This window comes from Anabaena sp. WFMT (genome assembly GCF_051781005.1).
Taxonomy (GTDB): Bacteria; Cyanobacteriota; Cyanobacteriia; order Cyanobacteriales; family Nostocaceae; genus Anabaena.
Genome location: NZ_JBPWOA010000052.1, coordinates 198,716 through 221,379 on the forward strand (window position 1 = coordinate 198,716; position 22,664 = coordinate 221,379).

The following is a 22,664-nucleotide window of genomic DNA, read 5'->3' on the forward strand; positions in this document are numbered from 1 at the left end:
ATTACTACTAAGGTATGACTAAGAGGGAATATACTGTGATAGAGTCTTAGCTAAAGTAGTTTTTGGTACTGCACCAACAACAGTATCGACTTGCCGCCCCCCCTTAAATACCATTAAGGTGGGAATGCTACGAATACCATAATGACTGGCAACAGTGGGGTTCTGGTCTGTGTTCAGTTTCACCACTTTTACCTGTCCTTCATATTCAGCAGCAACTTCATCAACAACGTTTGCCAACATTCGACAAGGGCCACACCAAGGGGCCCAAAAATCAACTAAAACTGGAGTCTCACTCTCCAACACTTCTTGCTTGAATGTGGCTTCTGTGACATTGGTAATAGTCATAGTTGTTCTCCTGATTTGATTCAGTCATTCGATCAGATCGAATAAACGTGAAAGCTGGATATTTCCTCATGCTTACGGGAGGTGATCCCGATGCATTCATTGGAAAGCAGATTATGGGGATTAGCGATAATCAACAACTTAAATATTCAGTTATCTAGCGATTTTACCGCATAAACCGATTTTATCGAGGTTTCAATTACTTAAATCATTATTACAATGCGTCTTTACACAGATACGGTGTTATTACCTAAGAGTTAAAATAAGAGCAGAAAAATCATGAGAGGGATTTATGATGAGCGATCGCGACTATACATTAATTATTGATAAAAGTGGTAGTATGTCCACTCCTGACCAAGCAGGTGGTAGAAGCAGATGGGAAATAGCCCAAGAGTCTACCCTCGCTTTGGCTAGAAAAGCCGAACAATTCGACCCCGATGGACTCACAGTTTACGTCTTTTCCGGCAGATTTAAACGTTACGAAAACGTTACCTCAGCCAAAGTAGCACAGATATTTCAGGAAAATGACCCTGCTGGTACAACTAACTTAGCCGCTGTGCTAATGAATGCACTCGATAATTACTTTCAGCGCAAAACCGCTGGACAAACTAAACCAAATGGGGAAACAATTTTAGTCATTACCGATGGTGAACCAGATGATCGCAAAGCGGTATTTGAAGTCATCATTAACGCAACTCGAAAAATGGAACGGGACGAAGAATTAGGAATTTCCATTATTCAAGTAGGGACAGATCCTCAAGCTACGAAATTTCTCAAAGCTTTAGATGATCAATTGCAAAGCGTTGGCGCTAAATTTGATATTTGCGACACCGTAACTTTAGATGAGTTAGAAGATATGAGCCTTGCAGATGTCTTGATGAATGCCATCACAGACTAATTCATAGTCATCTTTTCTGACCATAACCTCTAAAACTTATTTTGGATAAATCGCTTCCAAAATATCAAATATAACTACTGATGAAAACGGGAGAATTATAAATGTTAGAAAATCGGGATTACACACTAATCATCGACCATAGTGCTAGTATGGCAAAACCATCTGAAAAAGGTGACAAAAGCAGATGGTTATCCTTACAGGAATCTACATTTGCCTTAGCTTGTAAATGTGAACAATTTGATCCCGATGGTATAACAGTTTATCTATTTTCCCGAAAATTTGAACGTTTTGATCATGTGACTTCGGCTAAAGTATCACAGATTTTTGAAGAAAATATTCCCGCTGATACGACAAATTTAGTAGGTGTCCTTCAAGATGCCATTAACAACTACTTTACCCGCAAAGCTGCTGGTCTAAGCAAGCCCAATGGGGAAATAATTTTAATCATCACTGATGGCAAACAAGATGATAAGCAAGCAGTCTGTGAAGTCATAATCAATGCCACACACCAAATGGAACACGAAAAAGAATTAGGAATTTCAATTATTCAAGTAGGCTCAGATCCTCAAGCCACAAAGTTTCTTAAAGCTTTAGATGATAAGTTGCAAACCGTTGGTGCTAAATTTGATATTTGCGATACCATTACTTTAGAACAATTAGAAGAAATGAGTCTCACCGATGTCTTGATAAATGCGATAAATGACTAATTTGATTTTATAGATTTTGCGTCACAACGGGAGGATTTAGAAATGCTAGACAATCGGGATTACACTTTAATTATTGACAAAAGCGGTAGCATGGCTACCCCAGATCAAAAGGGTGGAAGAACTAGATGGGTAGCAGCCCAAGAATCTACTTTAGCTTTAGCTAGTAAGTGTGAGCAGTTTGATCCAGATGGAATCACTGTTTACTTATTTTCTGGTCGATTTAAACGTTATGAAAATGTCACAGCTAGTAAAGTTGTGCAAATCTTCCAAGAAAATGACCCTTCCGGTACTACTGATTTAGCAGGTGTATTGAAACACGCTACTGATGATTATTTGCAACGCAAATCTAGCAATCAAACCAAGTCAAATGGGGAAACAATTTTAGTTGTTACTGATGGAGAACCAGATGATCGTAAAGCGGTGATGAAGGTAATTATAGAAGCTTCTCGCAAGATAGATCGAGATGAGGAATTAGCTATTTCTTTCATTCAAGTTGGTGCAGATCCCAACGCTACCCGCTTTCTCAAAATCTTAGATGATGAATTGCAAAGTGCGGGTGCAAAATTTGATATTTGTGACACAATTACAATGGAAGATATGGAAGATATGAGTTTATCTGAAGTACTACTAAATGCAATTAATGACTAGTTATAGACATAATTAGGACTGAAAGCAATGGATTCCATTGATAAGTTATTAGCTGAACTTCAGGCTGAATATTTAGAAGCAAAACCACAACCGCAGCAACAAATAACTCCACCTAAACCCTTTATTTATTCTTCAGCAAAGTCAAATTCTTTAATAGATAATTTGTTATCAGAAGTCAAAACCGACTTTCTGGAAAAAGATGCTGCGGAAGAATTGAAACAAAAACAAGAATTAGAACAAGAAAAAAGTCGTCAAGAACAATTAAAAGCTAAACAATTAGAAACTCTGAAAAAGCGAGCAAAAGAGTGGTTATCTAAATTAGATCCGTTTTCACCCGAAGGACTTTGGTTTGAAAGGTTCGCTGAAGCATACCCTTCAAAATTAGAAGCAGCAATTGAATATCTACAAACTAGTCAATAAAATGTAAGTATTCAGCTATCAGCGGTCAGCTTTTTAACGGTTACAGAAAAGATCACTATCCGATCATCTACCGTTTTATCAAACATTCTGACTCCTGACTCCTGAATTATTACAATAAAATTATGATTTGGTCATGGGTAATGGGTAATTATTACTGTGTTCTACTTTTACAAATTACAAATTACCATTTTCATGATCATTCATCTGAGATAAATGCTGACTAGCCCATTCGTGCATTGCATAGAGAATTGGTTTGAGACTTTCTCCTAAAGGTGTGAGTGAATATTCTACCTTAGGGGGGATTTGTGCATAGATTTCTCGGTGTACAATACCATCCTCTTCCAATTCTCTAAGTTGCTGAGTGAGCATCTTTTGGGTAATCCCGTGTAAAGAACGCTGCAATTCTCCAAATCTTTTTACTCCTGTAATTAATTCTCTAATTATTAATACCTTCCAACGTCCACCGATGATCTTGATAGTGTTTTCCACTTCACAAGTCAGCCTATTTACACTATAATTTTCTGCTTCTGCTTTCATAGTTACTTTTTAGTAAGTATAGTACTTTGAAGTGCCTACTATTCATAGTAGTTGTACATAGGTTAAAGTCAATAGTAATTAGAGGAATAAGGAGAACACTATGAACGAACCTGTAATTGCGGATAAAAAACCTGCGGTTTTAGAACTAGAAGCAGGTACTTATTACTGGTGTACCTGTGGACAATCTCAAAATCAGCCTTTTTGTGATGGTGGTCATAAAGGTAGCGAATTTATACCCCAGGTTTTTGAATTAACTGAGAATAAAAAGGTGGCATTATGCCAATGTAAATATACAGCTAATGCTCCTTTTTGTGATGGCGCTCACAGTAAACTTTAATGTGTAATTGGAACAAAAATAAATAGAAACATCTTTTTGTTCTAGCAATTATCGTTACATCTTAACTGTTTAAAAACTCAACAGCCCCTTTTCCTTTTTTCACCTGTCTAGAAAATTGGTAAAGGGGTGTTTTGTATTTGCATACCTTAGAGGATTTTTGAAAAGTTTGCGGCGAATATAATAGAGCTTACGGGATCTGGAAGCATCTTTCTAATCGCCCATTTAAGTAATAAATTAGACTTTTAAAACATCCTTTGAAATGCTGTTAGAGAACTCCACAAAAAGAAATGCCCAATGTCATTCTGTTCAGGAAGTGTGGGGTTAGCCATACGGAACGAAGTGTAGTGAAGAATCCTCCGAGATGCTTCGTTTCGCTTTGCTACACTCAGCATGACAAAACAGGATCATTTATTTTGTGGCTTACTCTTAAGGTACTTCAATGGGAATTAAAGTATTTTCCGGTAAGTAGCTATGAAAACAACCTTCATCTGCTAAAACCAACATTAGACGCAGGGGATAATCTGGGGGAACTTGCAAATCTGCCCAAGGTATGGCTATTTCTAAACAAGTATCTAAAGCAGCTTGAGCGCGACTAACACGAGGATGCCATTGATAGTTGTCTCCTGCTTCTCGGAATTGAATTGATTGTGTGAGTAAATTAATTTCTAGATGATGGTGAAACAGGTAATTAACTGGCGATATATCTGGTGTTTCTGCCAAGGGTACGGGGCTATTAACCATTGTTCTGTCTGGATAAAACCAGAGTAAATTCAATTCTGGTGGTAGTTCTTTTCCTGGTGCAATGCCGCTTTTAAAGTCTACCCGCAAATAAAAATTCAGGTGATCTACTCCATACCACAGTCTCTGAACGAGGCTGCTGTTGTGCATTGTTCCCCGTGCGCCGCCTATTTCTAAGCGTCCAGCTTTATCCCAGTCTTGTTCATCACCTAGACCATTAATGACCGGATGAATAAAGCCTTCTGGTCGATGATCTGCCCGTGCTGCATGAACTTCTAATGGTTTTGTTAAATAGGCTGGGATGGGTTCATTTAAGGCTTTATAAATGCCATAGAGATGTTCACGAAATAACTTGTCAAAGATGGCATCTTGATTTGAGGAATGTCCTTCACCAAACCACCAAAACCAGTCGGAACCTTCGGCTGCATATAAGGCTTCCCAAGCAGCGGGGTTGTTCTCTTCTGTGGCTTCGGGGTGATTGGCTAGAACTTGTCTGGCGTGGGTGAGGTAGTCCCAAGCGCGATTTTTGGCGGGATCACCTATCCAGGTGGTGAAGCTACCATCTACCCAGGAACCGCTATGGAGTTGTTCTCCGGGAATGGTGGCTGTGGGGGGAAATTTGTCTAGGAATTCGGAGACGGTGACGAGTTTGATGTGAGGTTCGTCACTTAAGCTTTGATATAGGGTTTCTAGGAAGGGTTTACCATCTTGAGGATAAAATTCCCAGCAATTTTCACCATCTAAGGCGATGGTAACTAACCAGGGCTGTTCGCTGGGGTTCTCTCTTTGCATTTTAGCGATCGCTTGCAAATGTCCCACTAAGTCTGCTGTAGCCTGTTTTGGTGGCATCGAACTGTATGTAAAACCAATCAAATCTGATAATCTATGGTCGCGGAATACTATTGATACATCACCAGCGGGAGTTTGCACACGATAAGGACGATAAAGCAATTCTGGTTGCATGACATTTCCTGCCCCATCTCGATGGAAAAAGTGTTTCAGCGTCCAACCCAAAACGGCTTCATCCGAGCAAATCCACTTAAAACCTTGTTTAATAATATACGGTAAAATTTCTGGGCTAACTGACTGTTCAGAAGGCCATAAACCTCGTGGTTCTTGTCCAAAGCGGTCTTGATATAAATCCCAAGATTTTTGTAAATGACGGGGAATATCTTCAGCCCACTGAAAACGATCCTCTGGTAAGTTCATGTTTGGCACTGCTACCCGACCGGAATTGGTATCCGCTAACAAGGGTAAAATTGGGTGCGTGTAGGGCGTTGTCGTGACTTCTAGTTGCCCCGTTTCCTGCATTTTCCGGTGTTGGGGAATAATGCGGCTGAGGATTTGGCGTTGTTTAGAATAAATGCGTTGGCGATCGCTTAAAGTAAAATTTCGTCCCTGTTCTAACCAAGCTGCAATTTCCGGATCATCCCAAAACAGCGGGTCAATCCAAGCTAAATTATGCCAAGCCAGTAAATCGCTGTAATCTGAAGCTTGCCAATTTGCTAAACACCAACCTTGTCCCCGTTCCTGCCTTTGGCAGTACAATTCGGCATAGCGAGGATGAGGATCAATTAGTGTGTGGTGATTCGCATCAAAAAAATGCTCAACAATAAATTCCCGCTGTTCTGTGGTTAACTTTTCAACAGGTGTCAAGCTGGCTGTCAGGTAAGGATCAAAAGCAGTACCAGCAATATAATCTTCTAGTTGTAAAATCAAAGATGGTACTAAATTCACCGTTTGGTGTAACTTAGGATACTTTTCTAACAGCAATATCAAATCCAGATAATCTTTAGTTCCATGTAACCTTACCCAAGGTAGACGGTACTGCTGGCTAAGAGAACCCGCACCACTGCTGCTAGGAGACTTATACAGTGGCTGATGTTGATGCCAGATAAAAGCGACATAGAGGGGGTGAGACATAGGGAGTGATCAAGTAATGGGGGGATTGGGTAATAATTTTGAATTATCAATGATGGTAATTGGTAATGGGTAATTGGTAATGGGTAATTGGAAAAATGACTTCCCCATCCTCTCCATCTTCGCCATCTCCCCAATCCCCAATCCCTAGATAACCTGTTCGATTTCGGAAATTTCAGGAATCATTTCCTTAAGACGGCGTTCAATACCCATTCTCAGCGTCATTGCTGAACTGGGACAAGAACCGCAAGCACCTTGTAACCGCAGTTTCACAATCGGTCCATCCAGTTCTACGAGTTCCACATTACCGCCATCAGACATCAGGTAAGGACGCAATTCATCTAATACGGTTTCCACGTTTTCAGTTGTCAGTTCCAGAGTTGCCATAGTTGTAGACCTGTTAAATTAACGATTGGGATGAAATTTGGAGTTGAGAAATTGTATCCTTTACCCAAAATATCCAAAATTTATGCTTTTGCTGATTTAAATCGATCCTAGATCCAATTGTCGCTATATTGTTAGTTATCTGTTTTTGATCACTAAAGCAGCTGGATATGAGAGTAGGTAAAATTAGTGATGGAATCAGCCGCATTCAAGGAAACATCACTAATACCATTTTCATACTCTTCTACCACTTGCTTCGTCATGATGTAATAATCGTCAAATTTTTCATAAGTGTCTGTAAATTTCAGCACACTGCTAACCTCATTGGTTTGAGAGTCGCAAAACACCACATCATAGCGATTGGCAATGTAACCAGCACCAGTATCAAAGTAGTCTAGAGTCTCAATGAGTAAAGCCATACGACCCATGACTCGATTTTCTTGATAAATTTTGCGATCGCGGATTTTATACTGGGAATCTATAGATTTACCCTTGACTAAAATTGTTACTGAGCCTGTTTCATCCGTCTGTCCTAAAGTAAACTCGTGCTGACTGTGAGACTGCTGAAAATTGGTGCGTTTGCAGTGTGTAACTATTTCCTGTAACTGGATATAAATGCCTTCTTCTATTTGGTGATCTGCAACGCCTGTAACTTCTACATCCAAGTCACGGTTAATCTGAATTTTGCCAGTGTAAACATCACTTCCCTGTAGCAGTTGTACATCTGCGCTGTAACCAGGAAAGTTATCGTCCCAAGTGTAACGACTTTCGTAAGCATTTTGAAATAAAATGCCTGCTGTTGTCTGAACTGTCATAAAAGCACTTTGACTTCACTTTTATTCACTCTAGCAGATAGTAGTAAAACTTTAAGGTAATTAAATCCGGCTCTTGATACTTCAACTCTCTGTTCCCCGTTCCCTGTTCCCTTTTAAAATTGAGTTTCTATCTCGCACTCAACAGGGGAAAACAACACAGGTTGTTGATAAAGTGGCACTGTGAACGTAACTGTTGAGCCAAGTCCTTCGCCTAAACTATAGAAATGTACCTCACCTCCCATTGCCTCTATCAGCTTTTGGGATATGGTTAGTCCCAAACCTGTGCCACCGTAATGGCGAGTGCGGGAACCATCCACCTGAGAAAATAATTGAAACAATTTATCTTGTTTATCTAAAGAAACACCAATACCAGTATCTGCCACTCTTACCTTTACCATGCCAGGTAAGGTCGGTGATTGTAATTTGCCCTTGCCTTTTTTGAGGACTAAATCAGCACTAATGGTGACACCACCTTCGTTAGTGAATTTCAAAGCATTGCCTACCAAATTAAGTAACACTTGTAATAACCTTCGGTAGTTACCTTGGACGATGATTTCATCGGATGTAGAAGGCATTTGCATCTGAAAACTGAGGTTTTTCATCTCGGCTTGGGGACGCACAAAGTTTTCTACATCAGTGAATAACTCATGAAGTCTGACCGGACCACAGCGGATGTCCATTTTGCCAGCTTCTATTTTGGCAAAGTCTAAAATATCATTGAGAATACTGAGGAGGTGGATGGATAAGTCATGAGCATCTTGTACAAACTCATGCTCTTCTGGTCCATCTGCCATCCCTTCCAAAATCAGCTTTAACAACCCAATCATGCCGTTGAGAGGGGTACGAATTTCATGGGATACGTTGGCCAGAAATTCGCTTTTTAGGCGTGAAGCTTCTTCTGCTTGTTGCCGAGCCTCTTCTAGTTCTTTATATAAGGTAGCATGAGCGATCGCAGTTCCTAACTGGTCTGCTAGCTCTCTGCTCAATTCCAGTTCAGTTTCTGTTAATATGTGGCATTCATTGCTTAAGCTTAAGGCAAATAATGCATTCGCTTGGTCTTGATAACAAGTAGCCACCAGCAAAAATTTCTGTTTTTGAGAATTATTCGGAACGGGAAACTCTATCACCATCGGTTCTAAAGTTGCCAAAACTTGAGCAAAAGCAGGCTCAGAAGATATGTCTATTTCTGAGCCAAGCATGGGATCTAAGCCTGGTTGGTGATACTCTGCGATTACCTGGACTTTCGTTATGTTGGGCTGATAAGGACAGATAACACAGCGTTCTACTTTGAGTACCTTTCCTAAACTATCAACCGTTTGCTGCCAAATAACATCTAAATTCAGTGTCCGCCGAATATTTCTGGTGATTTTATTTAATAATTTTTGGTGTTGCTGTGACACCTGCGGCATTTTCAGCGAAGGTAAAGTCAGTTCTGGTTGTGAAGGCTGTCTGGATTCCTGATTCACTACTTGAGTTTTAACTCTAGCTTGCAACAACCGCCCCATCACCAAAACTGTAGTCGCGACTTGACCCAATCGCGGCATAATCGGAGTAATTGTCAACTCCAACTCTAATAAATCCTGACTGCATTTAAACCAGCACTGAACCCTTTCTGGAACTAGATTCGTCAAAATCCGCTGTAATCTTTCCAGATAGGCAATTTCATCTACTGGAGTAAAGGTTTTATGCTTATTAAGCACATCGAGTATTTTCTCAGTCTTTAAATCTAGGAATTCGCTATGCTGCCAATCAAATGTCAGATAACGCCCAGTTCTATCTTGCGTATATACCAACTCAGATCCGAGAGTTGCTAATAAGCCATCCGTGCTGCGGTTGATAGATTCCAGATTCTGAGAAAATAAGTTCGCCAATTGGGTGTTCGCAGTAATAGTCATTAATCGAGTTGGATAGACAAATTGCTTTCCACCGTAGTTGTACTAAAGCTGTTTAAATTTTGGCATAAAGTTTTACAGCTTTTACATTTTCGATTATGTATTTTTGAGTTTTTTGGAATCTGGAGCCTTAAAATTTACATTTCTTATCATTAGGGGGTAAAGGAGGCAGGGAATTGATAGCTAATTTCAATCGTTCCATTCACCGCGAGGAGGAACTGGTGTCCGCATCGGAGTGCGTGTTAACTCATCATCTCTAGGTACATCTCCCCGCAACCATTGACGGATAGCAACCTCAATCACTTTACTGGGATCATTGGTGAGATGCTGAATTTGCGCTATTAACTCGGAGTCTAGACGAACGGCTATTTCTACCTTATCGGGGTGTTTTTTTTCCACATCGGTAGGTTTTTCTTGCATATTCATGGGTTTAAATGCTCTGAAATGTTTTTGTCTAAAGCTATGTCAAGCAATGATATTGATGATTTAGGCTATTTCACTGAACAAATATTAAAAGTACAGTTTCATAGCTCACGGAAATAGTACCAAAATAACAGGATTAGATTCTAAGTGGCAATTTTCATAAAAATGCTCAGTAAGTGGGAAACTCAGGGACTTTAGCCTTTTTTTAATATGGTTCAACGTGGCTCACCAGCCAAGACACGGGCGGATTTAAGCGCTGTTACCATTACATGGCAGTTGCTTGATTTAGTGTACTTTTGGAATACACTTGCAATGGAACAATTACCATTTAAAATTTCATAACCCTGTACACATAACGGTTTTGCTCAATTGAGCCTCCCTTTCGGAGTAATGTTCCCTTGGTGTAATTAATGCTTATTTATTGTATGCTCTTGGTTGAAGAATACTAGCAGCTATAATTAGACTTTCATAATATTCTTAAAAATTCACCTATCTAGAGAGTGGGGATTTGAGGAATTACTCTACCACCAATCACTAATTATCAATTACCCATTGCCTAAGAAAGCATTAAAATACATTAAGTAAATAGCTTTAACTTTTGTTTGCTGCTGAAGCAAAGATGGTATATGACTGACGTTCCCGCAGTTCGCATTCGTAATTTTTGTATTATTGCTCACATTGACCACGGGAAATCTACTCTCGCTGATCGCCTCCTACAAGCCACTGGGACTGTAGAAAATCGACAGATGAAGGAACAGTTTCTCGACAACATGGATCTGGAACGGGAGCGCGGCATTACAATTAAGCTGCAAGCTGCCCGGATGAACTATACTGCTAAAGATGGCCAGCAGTATGTTTTAAATTTAATTGATACTCCTGGACACGTAGACTTTTCTTATGAAGTGTCGCGTTCTCTAGCTGCTTGTGAGGGCGCTTTGTTAGTAGTGGATGCTTCCCAAGGTGTAGAAGCACAAACTTTGGCCAATGTCTATTTGGCACTGGAGCATAATCTAGAAATTATCCCAGTTTTGAATAAAATCGACTTACCAGGAGCAGAACCTGACAGGGTAATTGGTGAAATTGAAGAAATTATTGGTTTAGATTGTAGTGGCGCAATTCTGGCTTCTGCTAAAGAAGGAATTGGTGTTCCGGAAATTTTAGAAGCCATCGTCGATCGCATACCACCAGCACCAGATATCATTAATGAACGATTACGGGCGTTGATTTTTGATAGTTACTATGATAGTTACCGGGGTGTAATTGTTTACTTCCGGGTGATGGATGGTAGTGTCAGGAAAGGCGATCGCATTTACTTGATGGCATCTGGGAAAGAATACGATATTGACGAGATAGGCGTTCTTTCTCCCACCCAAAAACAAGTTGAAGAACTACACGCTGGAGAAGTGGGCTATTTAGCCGCATCAATTAGGGCTGTAGCTGACGCACGGGTAGGAGACACCATTACTCTAGCTAAGGCCAAAGCCACAGAAGCTTTACCTGGTTACACCGAAGCTAACCCAATGGTTTTTTGTGGGATGTTCCCCATTGATGCCGATCAATTTGAAGATTTGCGGGAAGCTTTAGAAAAACTCGAACTCAATGATGCAGCCCTGCATTATGAACCAGAAACTTCTAGTGCTATGGGGTTTGGTTTCCGCTGTGGGTTCTTAGGTTTACTGCACATGGAAATTGTCCAGGAACGCCTAGAACGTGAGTATAATTTGGATTTAATCATCACAGCCCCATCGGTTGTTTATAAGGTGATTACGCTCAAAGGGGAGGAACTATACATTGATAATCCTAGTCGCCTCCCCTCTCCTAATGAGCGCGAAAGAATAGAAGAACCCTATGTCAAAGTAGAAATGATTACTCCTGAAACCTACGTTGGCGCTTTAATGGAGTTGTCGCAGAATCGCCGGGGTATTTTCAAAGATATGAAATATCTCACCCAAGGACGAACCACACTCACCTATGAGTTGCCTTTGGCAGAAGTAGTCACAGACTTTTTTGACCAAATGAAATCGCGATCGCGCGGTTATGCCAGTATGGAATATCATATCATTGGCTACCGTGAGAATCATTTGGTGAAGCTGGATATCATGATCAACGGTGAGCCTGTAGATTCTTTAGCAATGATTGTTCATAGAGATAAAGCCTACAATGTTGGCAGAGCAATGGCTGAAAAGCTCAAAGAACTGATTCCCCGTCATCAATTCAAAGTCCCCATTCAGGCTTCTATTGGCAGTAAAGTCATTGCCAGTGAACACATCCCAGCTATGCGAAAAGACGTTTTAGCGAAATGTTACGGTGGTGACATTAGCCGCAAAAAGAAACTCTTACAAAAGCAAGCCAAGGGTAAAAAACGCATGAAAGCAGTAGGTACAGTAGATGTACCACAGGAAGCATTCATGGCTGTGCTGCGTTTAGATCAAAATTAGGATCACGTCTTTGGTTCCAGGGGAAAAGGGAAGAAAAACCTCTAACCTATCCCCAAACCAACTGACTAACTGAGATTTTCCTCCTGATTACGAATTACCCTGCGGTTCTATTCCCAAAGCTCTTAACTGCGCTTCTAGTTATGCAGTGCGTTGTTGAGCTAGTTCGGCTTCCTGTTTTGCGATTTGAGCTTCCTGTTAAGCTTGTTGTGCGCTTTCTACCAATGCCGACAGGCGTTCGCGTAGCGTCTCGTAGAGAGGGAGGGAAACATCGAGGAAACGTAGCTTGCTTGCCCGTTGCGGTACAAATCTTTTGCTATGTGATTTTATAACAAACGTTGTTTACTCTAATATGCTAAAAGTTGTCAAAATCAGGTTATATCCAGATGTCCAGCAACAGCAGTCACTAGCACAAGCTTTTGGCAGTTGTCGTTGGTTATGGAATTACTTCTTGAATTTGATGAACCAAACATATAAAGAGACTGGCAAGGGTTTATCTGGATACGAAGTTAAAAAGATAATTCCCCAGTTAAAGAAAGAGTATGAGTGGCTATCACAAACTTATTCACAATGTTTGCAGCAAGTTTGTTTGAATCTTGGGGTAGCTTTCAATAACTTCTTTGAAAAAAGAGCTAAATACCCTAGATTCAAATCTAAACACGGTAAGCAGTCAATACAATATCCTCAAAATGTCAAGGTTGCTAATAGTTGTTTAACCCTCCCCAAAATAGGGGATGTATCGGCAATTATTCATAGACCAATTGAGGGTAAGGTTAAGACTGTTACTATATCTAAAAACTGTTCTAATCAATACTTCGCAGCTATCCTGTTTGACGATGGTAAAGAAAAGCCAGCATCAAGTACGGATGGTAAGGCAATAGGTATTGATTTGGGATTAACACACTTCGCTGTTACTAGCGATAGTTCTAAGTTTGACAATCCTAGAATAATTAATAAATATGAGAAGAATTTAAAAATTAAACAACAGCAAATATCTAGAAAGCAGAAAGGTTCTAATAACCGGATTAAAGCCAGAAAAAAAGTTGCTAGAGTACATAGAAAAATAACAAACTGCCGTGAAGATTTTCTGCACAAGCTATCGCGTAGGATAGTTAACGAAAACCAAGTTATCGTGCTTGAAAATCTCAATATTAAAGGCATGATGCAAAACCACTGCCTAGCTAAATCCATTCATCAAGTTGGCTGGGGTATGTTTTGTACTATGCTGAAATATAAGGCAGAAATGGATGGGAAGATTTATCTTGAAGTTGATAGATTTTTCCCCTCTTCAAAAACTTGTCATGTCTGTCTTAATCAAGTTGGCAGTTTGCCACTGGATGTCAGAAATTGGACTTGTGAAAACTGCCAAACTAAGCATGATCGAGATATTAATGCAAGCATCAACCTCAAAGATGAGGGACTACGAATTTTGACCTCTGGGACGGGGGGTAAAGCCTGTTGTCCAGATGTAAGTCGGAGTAAGGGAGGACGTAAGAAATCCACTACTACGCTTTCTGTTGGACAGGAAGCCTACAGTGACGCTTCGCGTACACTGTAGGTAAGTTCACAACCTAATTCATTTCCTTCGCGGTTGGAAACTATTTCTATCACTACATCTGGTGCTTTACCAAACTGCCAATTAAAATAACTCCGGTTCTTCTTCTCTCCCCAATTTTCCGGCATGGTGACATCTAAACTGAGCAAAACATCCGGTACAAGCGGAGGTAAACCGATGTTATAAAAAACTCCCACATTGGCTGCGGCGATAAAGGTTTGTGACTCCGTGGGGGGCAGCCAAGCATTATATAAAACTTCTGTTAATAGACGCTGTTGTTTTTCAGAGAGAAAATTATCCACTGGGGTATCATCTTCAGTAATAATCTGGCTGATATCGGGTTCAGCAGCAAGTTCAGTTGAAAAAGCCTGTTGTACCATGATGAACGGCCTACTTGTATCGGTTTGGGTTTCTATAATTTAGTTTATCCTCTGGGAGTGAGCAGTGCGATTGCCTCCAGCACTGCACTCCGCACAATCGCACTCTTTGGGTATTTTAAAATCTCAAATAGTTCCCTAAGTTTGACAACTCTGATAAGCTTTATGAAAAAAAACTCTTAAAAAATTAAAAAGCTTTAGTAATCATCCTTATCCTAATTGTCAGACTTGTATTTTGAGACAAATATAGTTTTTAAAAGTTTTTTTAAGTTTTGTAAATCATCGGGGAGTTGCGTAAATGAAAATACTAGTACTGAGTTGGGAATTTCCGCCGAGGATAGTGGGAGGAATTGCCCGTCATGTAGCAGAATTATACCCAGAACTGGTGAAGCTAGGACATGACATTCACCTGATTACACCTGAATTTAACCAAGCATCGCTGTATGAGTTAATTGAGGGTATTCATGTTCATCGTGTACCAGTAGAACAAGGCAAAGACTTTTTCCATTGGGTAGCCAATTTAAACGACAGTATGGGAGATCACGGTGGTAAATTGATCATAGAGGAGGGCGGATTTGATATTATCCATGCCCATGATTGGTTAGTTGGAGATGCTGCGATCGCACTCAAACATACTTTTAAAATACCACTAATTGCTACTATCCATGCTACAGAGTACGGTCGTTATAATGGTATTTATAATGACACACAAATGTATATTAGTGGTAAAGAAAAGTTGTTGACTTACAACGCCTGGCGAATTATCGTCTGTACTGAATATATGCGTGGAGAAGTAGTGAGAACGCTACAGAGTCCTGGAAGCAAAATAGATGTTATTTATAATGGTATCCGCCCCGAAAAAAAACAACATCACAAAGATTTTCATGCTCAAGATTTTCGTCGCCAATTTGCCGCTGATCATGAAAAAATAGTTTATTACCTTGGCCGGATGACCCATGAAAAAGGCGTACCTGTATTACTTAATGCGGCTCCTAAAGTGCTTTGGCAAATGGGAGGATATGTTAAATTTGTGATTGTTGGTGGTGGTAATACCGACCATCTCAAGCGTCAAGCTGGGGATTTAGGAATTTGGGATAAATGTTATTTTACTGGTTTCCTATCTGACGAATACTTGGATAAATTCCAAACAATTGCAGACTGTGCAGTTTTTCCTAGTCTTTACGAACCCTTTGGGATTGTGGCTTTAGAAAGCTTTGCTTCTCGTGTACCCGTCGTAGTTTCAGATACGGGTGGTTTTCCTGAAGTAGTGCAACATACGAAAACAGGAATTGTAACTTGGGCAAACAATTCCGACTCTTTAGCTTGGGGAATTTTGGAAGTTTTAAAAAATCCAGGTTATCAACAATGGTTAGTGGATAATGCTTATCAAGATTTAGAACGACGTTTTCGATGGCCGAAATTAGCCAAACGCACAGAGGCAGTATATGAAAGAGTATTAAGAGAGCGATCGCAAATTGATTGGTAATTGATAGGTTATTTAACACAAAGCAAAACTGAGGTTTTTGCAGAGTAGTAGCGAGAATTAAAGACTACTCTGGATTTTTTGGCGTAAAAAAACATTACAAGTCCTGTACGCTGGGAATTTTACCCTTTCTGGTGAGAGAGTTAGCAATAATTGCTGTTTGCGCCAAAAAATTAGTATGACAAGAGCATTCCCCATAACAAAGCGTTTGAAGAATGCAAGAACTACGTTGTTGAGGATGGTAAACCGCATCATAAACCGTCTCACAGCAAACTTGAAGCGCTATTTTCGAGACATCACCACCGATGTCCGTCCTCCTTCAGCGAAAACAGGTTATAAATTGCCCCTTTTAGCCGGCCCTGTGCATAATTTGGGTGGGGGAGGTAATGATGTCGATGACGCTATCCAGTGGATGATTAACAGTGTCAGGGGCGGTTCTAACTCCGACACCAAAGTAAACGTTTTAGTGATTCGCGCTGCTGGTGACGATGATTACAATCAACTAATTTATCGCATGAAAGGGGTAAATTATGTAGAAACTTTAATCATTAGTAACAGACAAGAAGCAAACAGAACTGATATCTTTGATAAAGTCAGAAATGCTGGTGTAATTTTCTTTGCTGGTGGTGATCAATGTGAATATATTCGCAACTGGAAAAATACAAAATTAGAAGTTGCAGTCAAATCAGTTTACGATAAAGGCGGTGCTATTGGTGGTACAAGTGCAGGTGCAATGATTCAAAGTGAATACGTTTATGATTCTTGCGCTTGTGAAGACAGCATTGAAACCAAGGAAGCACTGAATGATCCTTATGGGAATATTACCTTTAGCTATAACTTTTTCCAATGGAAATATTTGCGGAAAACCATCATTGATACCCACTTTGATGAACGCAAAAGAATGGGTAGAATTATGGTTTTTATTGCGCGTCAAATTCAAGATGGTGTATCTGCAAGTGCTTTAGGTATAGCAATTAGTGAAGAAACATCTTTACTTGTTGATAAATACGGAATTGCAAAAGTGATAGGTAGAGGATCAGCATATTTTGTCCTAGGAGATCATTTACCAGAAGTCTGTCAACCTGGAAGTCCTCTCACTTTTTCTGACTACAAAATCTGGAGAGTCCCCAGAGGTGATACTTTTGATTTAAACAAAATGCCCACTAAAGGTTATTATCTCAGGAGCGTAAAACGGGGAAGGTTTGATTCAGATCCTTATTAATTGAGTAGAGTGCGAAATTTGGCGTAACTGAAAATCAAGAATTGGTAGTGCTTGCTGAAAATTTTCTTGGTAAGAGTAGGGGTTTAGCAGTGCTAAACCCTTATAGGAATCAGTAGAGAGAGTTAGAAAGAAGTCAGATAATCTCGAATCTGAAAAAGTATAAAAATATTTTTGAATAAGTACTTATTATAAGAATTACTCATCTGTAAAGTAATCAGAATCTATTTTTTTAATCTCGTAAATAGAGACAGTTGAAACGCCAACATGATTATCAATCATCTATTGGGCTAATTCCTGTCCATCTATTAACACAATTTTACTATCTATAATAGATACATATTCTCTAGCTTCTTGGGAAAATCTAGAAGTAGTTATAAAAACACCTTTTTTAGCCCTTTGTCCATGTAAAGCCCCGACAAACTTTTGAATTTCCGGTCTACCAACAACAGTATTATCCCATCTTTTAGCTTGAATATAAACAATATCTAAACCTAATTTATCTTCTTTAATTATGCCATCAATTCCTCCATCTCCACTTTTCCCGATTGCTTTCCCAGCATCACGCCTTGAGCCACCATAACCCATTTTTACTAATAAATCGACTACCAATCGTTCAAAAAAATCAGGTGAACAACTTTTTACACGGTTAAGTAATTCTAACTCTAATTCTTTTCTAATTTTCTGATACCCAAATTCTATAGATTCTTGGGGTGTAGTTTCCGAGATTTCTATAATTTCCGGTTCTGATTTATCATTATCTTTTTTAGAATTTAGGAATTCTATATGCTCTGGAAACTGATTTAGAAACTTGATATTTATTTTCGTTGGATTTTGAATTAATAAATCCTTACCTCTATCAGTAATTTGAAAAAATCCTCTTTTGGGATATTCCAGTAAAACAGCTTTTTTTAAATGAGTTCTAGCCCACCCCACACGATTATCAAAAACGGTTTGTTGTCCACTAGGTAATAAACCCTTTTTTCTTCATCACTTAAATTAAAAACATCAGCTAAAAATGTAATAGCGTCTCTTAAAGAATGTTCCTTACCATCACTTGCATATTGCAATAAAGGAAGCATAATAGATTGAAAATCAGGAATAGTCACTTTCCACAAATTGACAAATTAATGTATTACTGTTTATACCATAATCTTGTATTTTTTTAGAAAATCTTTTCCTTCCTGCGCCAAAGAAATAAACATATTATAATAATATAAAAGATGAAAAAACTAACAAAATAATTTATAAATCTATGACTAAATCACATCGTCCCCCGATTCTCAAACCTGACGAAACATATACATTTCGTAAGTATTTTGAGTTAAGGTTTGCACCTGCGGATATTTTACAAGAATTAGGAGTTGATTTAACTAGAGGAACAATTGATTGGCCAATAAGTATCAATAAAATATCTCGATTAGTTGATCTAAAAGAACGATTAGAAGAAGCAATTCAAAGAGTTAGTTTGACAAGTGAAGCTGCAAGAAGAGAAGTTTTAATTGCGCCAATTCTCTTAGAAGTTGCACATATTACTGAATCTAAAATTAATATTGAATATCCCATTGAAATAAATCAATTTTTGCGGGGTGATTTAGATTATTACCTGCAATCTCAACATCAGGTTTTAGTTGTCGAAGCTAAACACGCAGATTTAACGCGAGGGTTTACTCAACTTGCAGTTGAATTAATTGCTTTAGATCAATGGATTGAAGGAGATGAAGCAATATTATATGGTGCTGTAACAACTGGAGATATTTGGCAATTTGGAAGTTTTCAACGAGAAAAGAAACTAATAACTCAAGATTTAATGTTATATCGAGTTCCGACTGACTTAGAAATATTAATGCAAATTTTAGTAGGAACTCTTACCCAAAATTAATAAATGTAACTTTCTAACTTCTTCCTTTGCGTCTTCCCTGCGGGACGCTCCGCGAATGCGTCTTTGCGTGAGGATTTAATCAAAATTAAACCCCCTGCAAAAAGCAGAGGGAATAATCAAACCTTACGCTTTTGGTTTAAAAGTCGAAGCAACGTGCAACTCTTTCAACTGTTTTGCGTCTACACTTGAAGGAGCATCTGTTAATAAACAACGAGCTTGTTGTGTCTTGGGAAAAGCAATAACATCACGAATTGATTCTTCTCCAGATAACAGCATTACCAAACGATCTACACCGTAAGCAATACCACCATGAGGAGGAGTACCATATTCAAAAGCTTCTAATAAAAAGCCAAATTTACTTTGTGCTTCTTCGGGTGATAAACCAATAGCTTCAAACACCTGTTCTTGAACTTCTCGCTTATAAATTCGCAGACTTCCACCACCAACTTCAAACCCATTAAACACCAAATCATAAGCTTGAGCGCGGGCGGTTTTTAAATCATGCAAATCATCAGGATGAGGTGCGGTAAATGGGTGGTGTAATGCTTCTAATCTTTTCTCATCAGCATTCCATTCAAACATCGGAAATTCTGTAACCCAGAGAAAGTTAATTTTATCTTGTGCAATTAACTTAAATTCTCTAGCAATAAATTGGCGAATTCTATCTAAAGTTTTATTGACAGTTCCTGTGTCAGCCGCTGCAAATAATAACAAATGACCAGCTTTTGCACCTGTGCGGGTGAGAATTTCTTGTTTTTGTTCTGGTGTCAAGTTATCTTTAATCGCACCTATAGTGTCAATTTCTCCATTTTCTCGGACGCGAATATAAGCTAATCCTTTTGCACCGGCTTCTGCGGCTTCTTTGAAGATGTCTCCACCTGGTTTAATGCGAACATTAGAAATTGCATCGTTACCGTTAGGAATGGGGAGAATTTTAACTATGCCACCGTTAGCAATAGCTTCTCGAAATACTTTGAAACCGGAATCTTTTAAAACGTCGGAAACATCAACTAATTCTAAATCGTAGCGGGTATCTGGTTTATCACTTCCGTAACGGTTCATGGCTTCGGCGTAGGGAAGACGAGGAAAAGGACGAGGTAAATCAATTCCCTTAACGGTTTTGAAAATATGACAAACTAACTTTTCGTTGAGTTCGATAATTTCATCTTCAGACATGAAACTCATTTCCATGTCTAATTGTGTAAATTCTGGTTGTCTGTCTGCGCGTAAATCTTCATCCCGGAAACATCGCGCAATTTGATAATATCTATCCATTCCAGATACCATCAATAATTGTTTGAATAGTTGCGGTGATTGAGGTAAAGCAAACCATTCACCTTCATTAACGCGACTGGGAAGAATATAATCTCTCGCACCTTCAGGAGTGGAACGGGTGAGAATGGGGGTTTCGACTTCGATAAAACCTTCTAAGTCTTCCAGGTAGCGACGCATAGATTTAACGACTTGATGACGCAGTTGCATATTTTGCGCCATGCGATCGCGTCGTAAGTCTAAATAACGATATTTTAACCGCAAGTCTTCCCGCACGTTTTCGGTATCAGCAATGGAAACTTGGAACGGTAATTGTTTGCGGACGGCGTTGAGTAGTTCTATTTTATCAGCGTAGATTTCTACTTCACCTGTGGGGATGCGGGGGTTGAGTGATTCGTCGGGACGTTGTGTTACTCTACCAGTAATGGCGACAACGTATTCATTCCGTAGCGCGTTAGCTTGTTCGTAGGAGTCTGGGGTGCGTTGGGGGTCGCTAACGATTTGGACAATTCCAGTGCGATCGCGCAAATCTAAGAATATCACACCACCGTGATCGCGGCGACGGTCTACCCATCCGTAAAAAGTAACAGTTTCTCCAATATCCTCTTTTCGGAGTTCGCCGCAATAGTGAGTTCTCATAGTGATTAGTTCTTTTTTTCCGGGCTAGATGGGTGAATAAATAGTCAAAGCTTTCCCATTATCCAGCATCAACACTAATTGTAGTCATTTTGGGGTAAGAAAAATCAGGAGTCAGGAGTCAGGAGTTCAGGAGTCAGGAGTTCAGGAGTTCAGGAAGAGGAGGGTTTAGGGAGAAGGATGCAGAAGTCAGAATAACCATTACCCATTACCCATTACCCATTACCTCATACAGTAACTGCTTCCCGCACTGCTACTGGTTCTCCAGTCAAGCTAAAAGGGCGAACTTCGGTAATTTTCACTTGTACCAACTTTCCTTGAAGTTCGTTGATATCACCGTTGAAGAATGTCAAACGATTTCCGCGTGTGCGTCCCATTACTTGGGTTTTGTCCTTGGTATTTTGGGCTTCGACTAAGATTTCTTCGATTCTGCCAAAATAACGCTGCGATCGCTCTGCTGCTTTGACATTAACTAAATGATTGAGTCTTTGCAAGCGATCGCTCTTCACTTCTTCACTCAATTGATTATCCCACAAAGCCGCAGGTGTACCGGGACGGGGTGAATAAGCAGCAGTATTCAACAAATCAAAACCAATATCATCCACCAATTTCATCGTATTTTCAAACTGCGCTTCCGTTTCCCCCGGAAAACCCACAATTGCATCTCCACTAATTGACGCATCTGGCATATAACGGCGAATAGTATCAATAATCCGTCGATATTTTTCGTGAGTATAACCCCGTGACATCGCCTTTAAAAGCTCATTATCCCCAGACTGAAAGGGAATATGGAAATGTTCGCATACCTTCGGTAATTCCGCGCAAGCCTTAATTAGTCGTTCTGTAAAATAACGGGGATGACTAGTAGCAAAACGTAACCTTTCCACCCCTGGCACATCATGTACATGATAGAGTAAATCTGTCAAGGTGTGCAGGTGACGACCTTCGGGAGTTGCTCCAGGTAAATCTCTCCCGTAAGCATCAATATTTTGACCCAAAAGAGTAATTTCTTTATAACCTTGTTTCCCTAACTCTTCCATTTCTGCGCGAATAGCTGCTGGTGTCCGAGATTGTTCGACACCGCGCACGTTGGGAACTACACAATAAGTACAACGCTCATTACAGCCATAAATGATATTTACCCAAGCTGTCACCTCACTATCTCGGCGTGGTTGGGTGATATCTTCAATAATATGCACCGCTTCTGTAGCGACAACTTGATTACCATCCAAAACCGACTCCAGCAAATCTTTGAGCCGATTAGCGTGTTGAGGCCCCATCACCAAATCCAATTCTGGCACACGTCGCAATAATGCCTCACCTTCTTGTTGGGCAACGCAACCAGCAACGATTAAAGTTAGATCAGGCTGTTCATGTTTGCGTTTTGCCTGTCTACCCAGATAAGAATAAACCTTCTGCTCGGCGTTATCCCGAATCGTACAAGTATTATAAAGAATTAAATTTGCATCATTAGGATCTTCTGACCATTCAAAGCCCATGTCTTCTAGTATGCCAGCCATGCGCTCTGAGTCGGCTTTATTCATTTGGCAACCGAAGGTAGTAATGTGGTAGCGACGGGGTGAAGTGGTCATTTGGAATTACGCTTAATCAGTATCATGTATTTTAAATCTATTTACCATTCTATCGAAAGCGATCGGCTTATCGCAGGGAACATCTCCCAAAACTGTGGTTTGTGGAAGTCTTCAGTAAGTTTACTTAAATTTCGGAACAACTCACATATCAT

The 22,664-nt window shown here is 39.7% G+C and carries 20 protein-coding genes and 2 pseudogenes; 10 read left to right on the plus strand and 12 right to left on the minus strand.

Features of this window, described 5'->3' with window-relative positions; genetic code table 11:
* Positions 1-18: 18 nt before the first annotated feature.
* Complete coding sequence (gene trxA / locus ACSQ6I_RS25490; protein ID WP_438893026.1) at positions 19-345, minus strand: thioredoxin; 327 nt, start codon at positions 343-345, stop codon at positions 19-21.
* A 289-nt stretch (positions 346-634) separates the two neighbouring features.
* On the opposite strand from trxA, the gene ACSQ6I_RS25495 reads away from it, so the two are divergent.
* The 4 genes from ACSQ6I_RS25495 to ACSQ6I_RS25510 all read left to right on the plus strand — a co-directional run bounded on the left by ACSQ6I_RS25495 (position 635) and on the right by ACSQ6I_RS25510 (position 3,015).
* The gene (locus tag ACSQ6I_RS25495; protein WP_438893027.1) at positions 635-1,240 is read left to right on the plus strand and encodes a vWA domain-containing protein; all 606 of its coding nucleotides are present in this window, start codon (positions 635-637) and stop codon (positions 1,238-1,240) included.
* 101 nt (positions 1,241-1,341) lie between these two features.
* Positions 1,342-1,947 (plus strand): vWA domain-containing protein, encoded by a 606-nt coding sequence (locus ACSQ6I_RS25500; RefSeq protein ID WP_438893028.1) that lies wholly within the window; start codon positions 1,342-1,344, stop codon positions 1,945-1,947.
* Positions 1,948-1,989: 42 nt separating this feature from the next.
* Positions 1,990-2,595: a vWA domain-containing protein gene (locus ACSQ6I_RS25505; RefSeq protein WP_438893029.1), complete on the plus strand. Its 606-nt coding sequence runs from the start codon at positions 1,990-1,992 to the stop codon at positions 2,593-2,595.
* Between the two features lie 27 nt (positions 2,596-2,622).
* Positions 2,623-3,015 (plus strand): salt stress protein, Slr1339 family, encoded by a 393-nt coding sequence (locus ACSQ6I_RS25510; RefSeq protein ID WP_438893030.1) that lies wholly within the window; start codon positions 2,623-2,625, stop codon positions 3,013-3,015.
* A gap of 174 nt (positions 3,016-3,189) precedes the next feature.
* Here ACSQ6I_RS25510 and ACSQ6I_RS25515 read toward each other — a convergent pair whose 3' ends face one another.
* A complete protein-coding gene (locus tag ACSQ6I_RS25515; RefSeq protein ID WP_438893031.1) occupies positions 3,190-3,552 on the minus strand; it encodes a winged helix-turn-helix transcriptional regulator in 363 nt (120 codons plus the stop codon).
* A 100-nt stretch (positions 3,553-3,652) separates the two neighbouring features.
* Here ACSQ6I_RS25515 and ACSQ6I_RS25520 point away from each other — a divergent pair, with 100 nt between their 5' ends.
* The gene (locus ACSQ6I_RS25520) at positions 3,653-3,889 is read left to right on the plus strand and encodes a CDGSH iron-sulfur domain-containing protein (RefSeq protein WP_438893032.1); all 237 of its coding nucleotides are present in this window, start codon (positions 3,653-3,655) and stop codon (positions 3,887-3,889) included.
* A 426-nt stretch (positions 3,890-4,315) separates the two neighbouring features.
* On the opposite strand, the gene ACSQ6I_RS25525 is transcribed toward ACSQ6I_RS25520, so the two are convergent.
* From ACSQ6I_RS25525 to ACSQ6I_RS25545, 5 genes are all read right to left on the minus strand, one after another.
* Entirely contained in the window at positions 4,316-6,550 is a 2,235-nt protein-coding gene (locus ACSQ6I_RS25525; protein WP_438893033.1) for a glycoside hydrolase, read from the minus strand.
* A gap of 144 nt (positions 6,551-6,694) precedes the next feature.
* Entirely contained in the window at positions 6,695-6,925 is a 231-nt protein-coding gene (locus ACSQ6I_RS25530) for a NifU family protein (RefSeq protein WP_042466033.1), read from the minus strand.
* Between the two features lie 161 nt (positions 6,926-7,086).
* Positions 7,087-7,746 carry a DUF3386 domain-containing protein gene (locus tag ACSQ6I_RS25535; RefSeq protein WP_438893034.1) on the minus strand — a complete coding sequence of 220 codons (660 nt, stop codon included), beginning with the start codon at positions 7,744-7,746 and terminating at the stop codon, positions 7,087-7,089.
* Between the two features lie 113 nt (positions 7,747-7,859).
* On the minus strand, positions 7,860-9,641 hold the full coding sequence (locus tag ACSQ6I_RS25540; protein ID WP_438893035.1) for an ATP-binding protein: 1,782 nt from the start codon (positions 9,639-9,641) through the stop codon (positions 7,860-7,862).
* Positions 9,642-9,827: 186 nt separating this feature from the next.
* The gene (locus ACSQ6I_RS25545; RefSeq protein ID WP_015215319.1) at positions 9,828-10,064 is read right to left on the minus strand and encodes a hypothetical protein; all 237 of its coding nucleotides are present in this window, start codon (positions 10,062-10,064) and stop codon (positions 9,828-9,830) included.
* Between the two features lie 623 nt (positions 10,065-10,687).
* Between ACSQ6I_RS25545 and lepA the strand changes: the two genes are divergently transcribed.
* Complete coding sequence (gene lepA, locus ACSQ6I_RS25550) at positions 10,688-12,499, plus strand: translation elongation factor 4 (protein ID WP_438893036.1); 1,812 nt, start codon at positions 10,688-10,690, stop codon at positions 12,497-12,499.
* 349 nt (positions 12,500-12,848) lie between these two features.
* Positions 12,849-14,054: an RNA-guided endonuclease InsQ/TnpB family protein gene (locus ACSQ6I_RS25555; RefSeq protein ID WP_438893037.1), complete on the plus strand. Its 1,206-nt coding sequence runs from the start codon at positions 12,849-12,851 to the stop codon at positions 14,052-14,054.
* A gap of 2 nt (positions 14,055-14,056) precedes the next feature.
* Here the strand turns inward: ACSQ6I_RS25555 and ACSQ6I_RS25560 are convergent.
* Positions 14,057-14,431 (minus strand): annotated as a pseudogene (locus tag ACSQ6I_RS25560) (Uma2 family endonuclease); the annotation flags it as partial.
* Between the two features lie 295 nt (positions 14,432-14,726).
* Between ACSQ6I_RS25560 and ACSQ6I_RS25565 the strand changes: the two are divergent.
* Both ACSQ6I_RS25565 and ACSQ6I_RS25570 read left to right on the plus strand, forming a co-directional pair.
* Positions 14,727-15,914: a glycosyltransferase family 4 protein gene (locus tag ACSQ6I_RS25565; protein WP_438893038.1), complete on the plus strand. Its 1,188-nt coding sequence runs from the start codon at positions 14,727-14,729 to the stop codon at positions 15,912-15,914.
* Positions 15,915-16,089: 175 nt separating this feature from the next.
* Positions 16,090-17,133 (plus strand): cyanophycinase, encoded by a 1,044-nt coding sequence (locus tag ACSQ6I_RS25570; RefSeq protein WP_438893039.1) that lies wholly within the window; start codon positions 16,090-16,092, stop codon positions 17,131-17,133.
* Positions 17,134-17,412: 279 nt separating this feature from the next.
* Here ACSQ6I_RS25570 and ACSQ6I_RS25575 read toward each other — a convergent pair whose 3' ends face one another.
* Both ACSQ6I_RS25575 and ACSQ6I_RS25580 read right to left on the minus strand, forming a co-directional pair.
* A complete protein-coding gene (locus ACSQ6I_RS25575) occupies positions 17,413-17,718 on the minus strand; it encodes a restriction endonuclease (RefSeq protein ID WP_438893054.1) in 306 nt (101 codons plus the stop codon).
* Between the two features lie 312 nt (positions 17,719-18,030).
* Positions 18,031-18,212: pseudogene (locus tag ACSQ6I_RS25580) on the minus strand (winged helix-turn-helix domain-containing protein); the annotation flags it as partial.
* Positions 18,213-18,385: 173 nt separating this feature from the next.
* On the opposite strand from ACSQ6I_RS25580, the gene ACSQ6I_RS25585 reads away from it, so the two are divergent.
* Positions 18,386-19,012, plus strand: coding sequence for a hypothetical protein (locus ACSQ6I_RS25585; RefSeq protein ID WP_438893040.1), 627 nt, complete (start codon positions 18,386-18,388; stop codon positions 19,010-19,012).
* A 123-nt stretch (positions 19,013-19,135) separates the two neighbouring features.
* Here ACSQ6I_RS25585 and aspS read toward each other — a convergent pair whose 3' ends face one another.
* Entirely contained in the window at positions 19,136-20,923 is a 1,788-nt protein-coding gene (aspS, locus tag ACSQ6I_RS25590; RefSeq protein WP_438893041.1) for an aspartate--tRNA ligase, read from the minus strand.
* Between the two features lie 224 nt (positions 20,924-21,147).
* Positions 21,148-22,512, minus strand: a complete 1,365-nt coding sequence (gene miaB / locus ACSQ6I_RS25595; RefSeq protein WP_438893042.1) for a tRNA (N6-isopentenyl adenosine(37)-C2)-methylthiotransferase MiaB — start codon at positions 22,510-22,512, stop codon at positions 21,148-21,150.
* Positions 22,513-22,664 lie beyond the last annotated feature (152 nt).

What these genes read in the sequence shown, in the direction of transcription:
- trxA (WP_438893026.1), bottom strand. Translation starts at nt 345, where the DNA reads ATGACTATTACCAATGTCACAGAAGCCACATTCAAGCAAGAAGTGTTG.
- ACSQ6I_RS25495 (WP_438893027.1), top strand. Translation starts at nt 635, where the DNA reads ATGATGAGCGATCGCGACTATACATTAATTATTGATAAAAGTGGTAGT.
- ACSQ6I_RS25500 (WP_438893028.1), top strand. Translation starts at nt 1,342, where the DNA reads ATGTTAGAAAATCGGGATTACACACTAATCATCGACCATAGTGCTAGT.
- ACSQ6I_RS25505 (WP_438893029.1), top strand. Translation starts at nt 1,990, where the DNA reads ATGCTAGACAATCGGGATTACACTTTAATTATTGACAAAAGCGGTAGC.
- ACSQ6I_RS25510 (WP_438893030.1), top strand. Translation starts at nt 2,623, where the DNA reads ATGGATTCCATTGATAAGTTATTAGCTGAACTTCAGGCTGAATATTTA.
- ACSQ6I_RS25515 (WP_438893031.1), bottom strand. Translation starts at nt 3,552, where the DNA reads ATGAAAGCAGAAGCAGAAAATTATAGTGTAAATAGGCTGACTTGTGAA.
- ACSQ6I_RS25520 (WP_438893032.1), top strand. Translation starts at nt 3,653, where the DNA reads ATGAACGAACCTGTAATTGCGGATAAAAAACCTGCGGTTTTAGAACTA.
- ACSQ6I_RS25525 (WP_438893033.1), bottom strand. Translation starts at nt 6,550, where the DNA reads ATGTCTCACCCCCTCTATGTCGCTTTTATCTGGCATCAACATCAGCCA.
- ACSQ6I_RS25535 (WP_438893034.1), bottom strand. Translation starts at nt 7,746, where the DNA reads ATGACAGTTCAGACAACAGCAGGCATTTTATTTCAAAATGCTTACGAA.
- ACSQ6I_RS25540 (WP_438893035.1), bottom strand. Translation starts at nt 9,641, where the DNA reads ATGACTATTACTGCGAACACCCAATTGGCGAACTTATTTTCTCAGAAT.
- ACSQ6I_RS25545 (WP_015215319.1), bottom strand. Translation starts at nt 10,064, where the DNA reads ATGAATATGCAAGAAAAACCTACCGATGTGGAAAAAAAACACCCCGAT.
- lepA (WP_438893036.1), top strand. Translation starts at nt 10,688, where the DNA reads ATGACTGACGTTCCCGCAGTTCGCATTCGTAATTTTTGTATTATTGCT.
- ACSQ6I_RS25555 (WP_438893037.1), top strand. Translation starts at nt 12,849, where the DNA reads ATGCTAAAAGTTGTCAAAATCAGGTTATATCCAGATGTCCAGCAACAG.
- ACSQ6I_RS25565 (WP_438893038.1), top strand. Translation starts at nt 14,727, where the DNA reads ATGAAAATACTAGTACTGAGTTGGGAATTTCCGCCGAGGATAGTGGGA.
- ACSQ6I_RS25570 (WP_438893039.1), top strand. Translation starts at nt 16,090, where the DNA reads ATGACAAGAGCATTCCCCATAACAAAGCGTTTGAAGAATGCAAGAACT.
- ACSQ6I_RS25575 (WP_438893054.1), bottom strand. Translation starts at nt 17,718, where the DNA reads ATGGGTTATGGTGGCTCAAGGCGTGATGCTGGGAAAGCAATCGGGAAA.
- ACSQ6I_RS25585 (WP_438893040.1), top strand. Translation starts at nt 18,386, where the DNA reads ATGACTAAATCACATCGTCCCCCGATTCTCAAACCTGACGAAACATAT.
- aspS (WP_438893041.1), bottom strand. Translation starts at nt 20,923, where the DNA reads ATGAGAACTCACTATTGCGGCGAACTCCGAAAAGAGGATATTGGAGAA.
- miaB (WP_438893042.1), bottom strand. Translation starts at nt 22,512, where the DNA reads ATGACCACTTCACCCCGTCGCTACCACATTACTACCTTCGGTTGCCAA.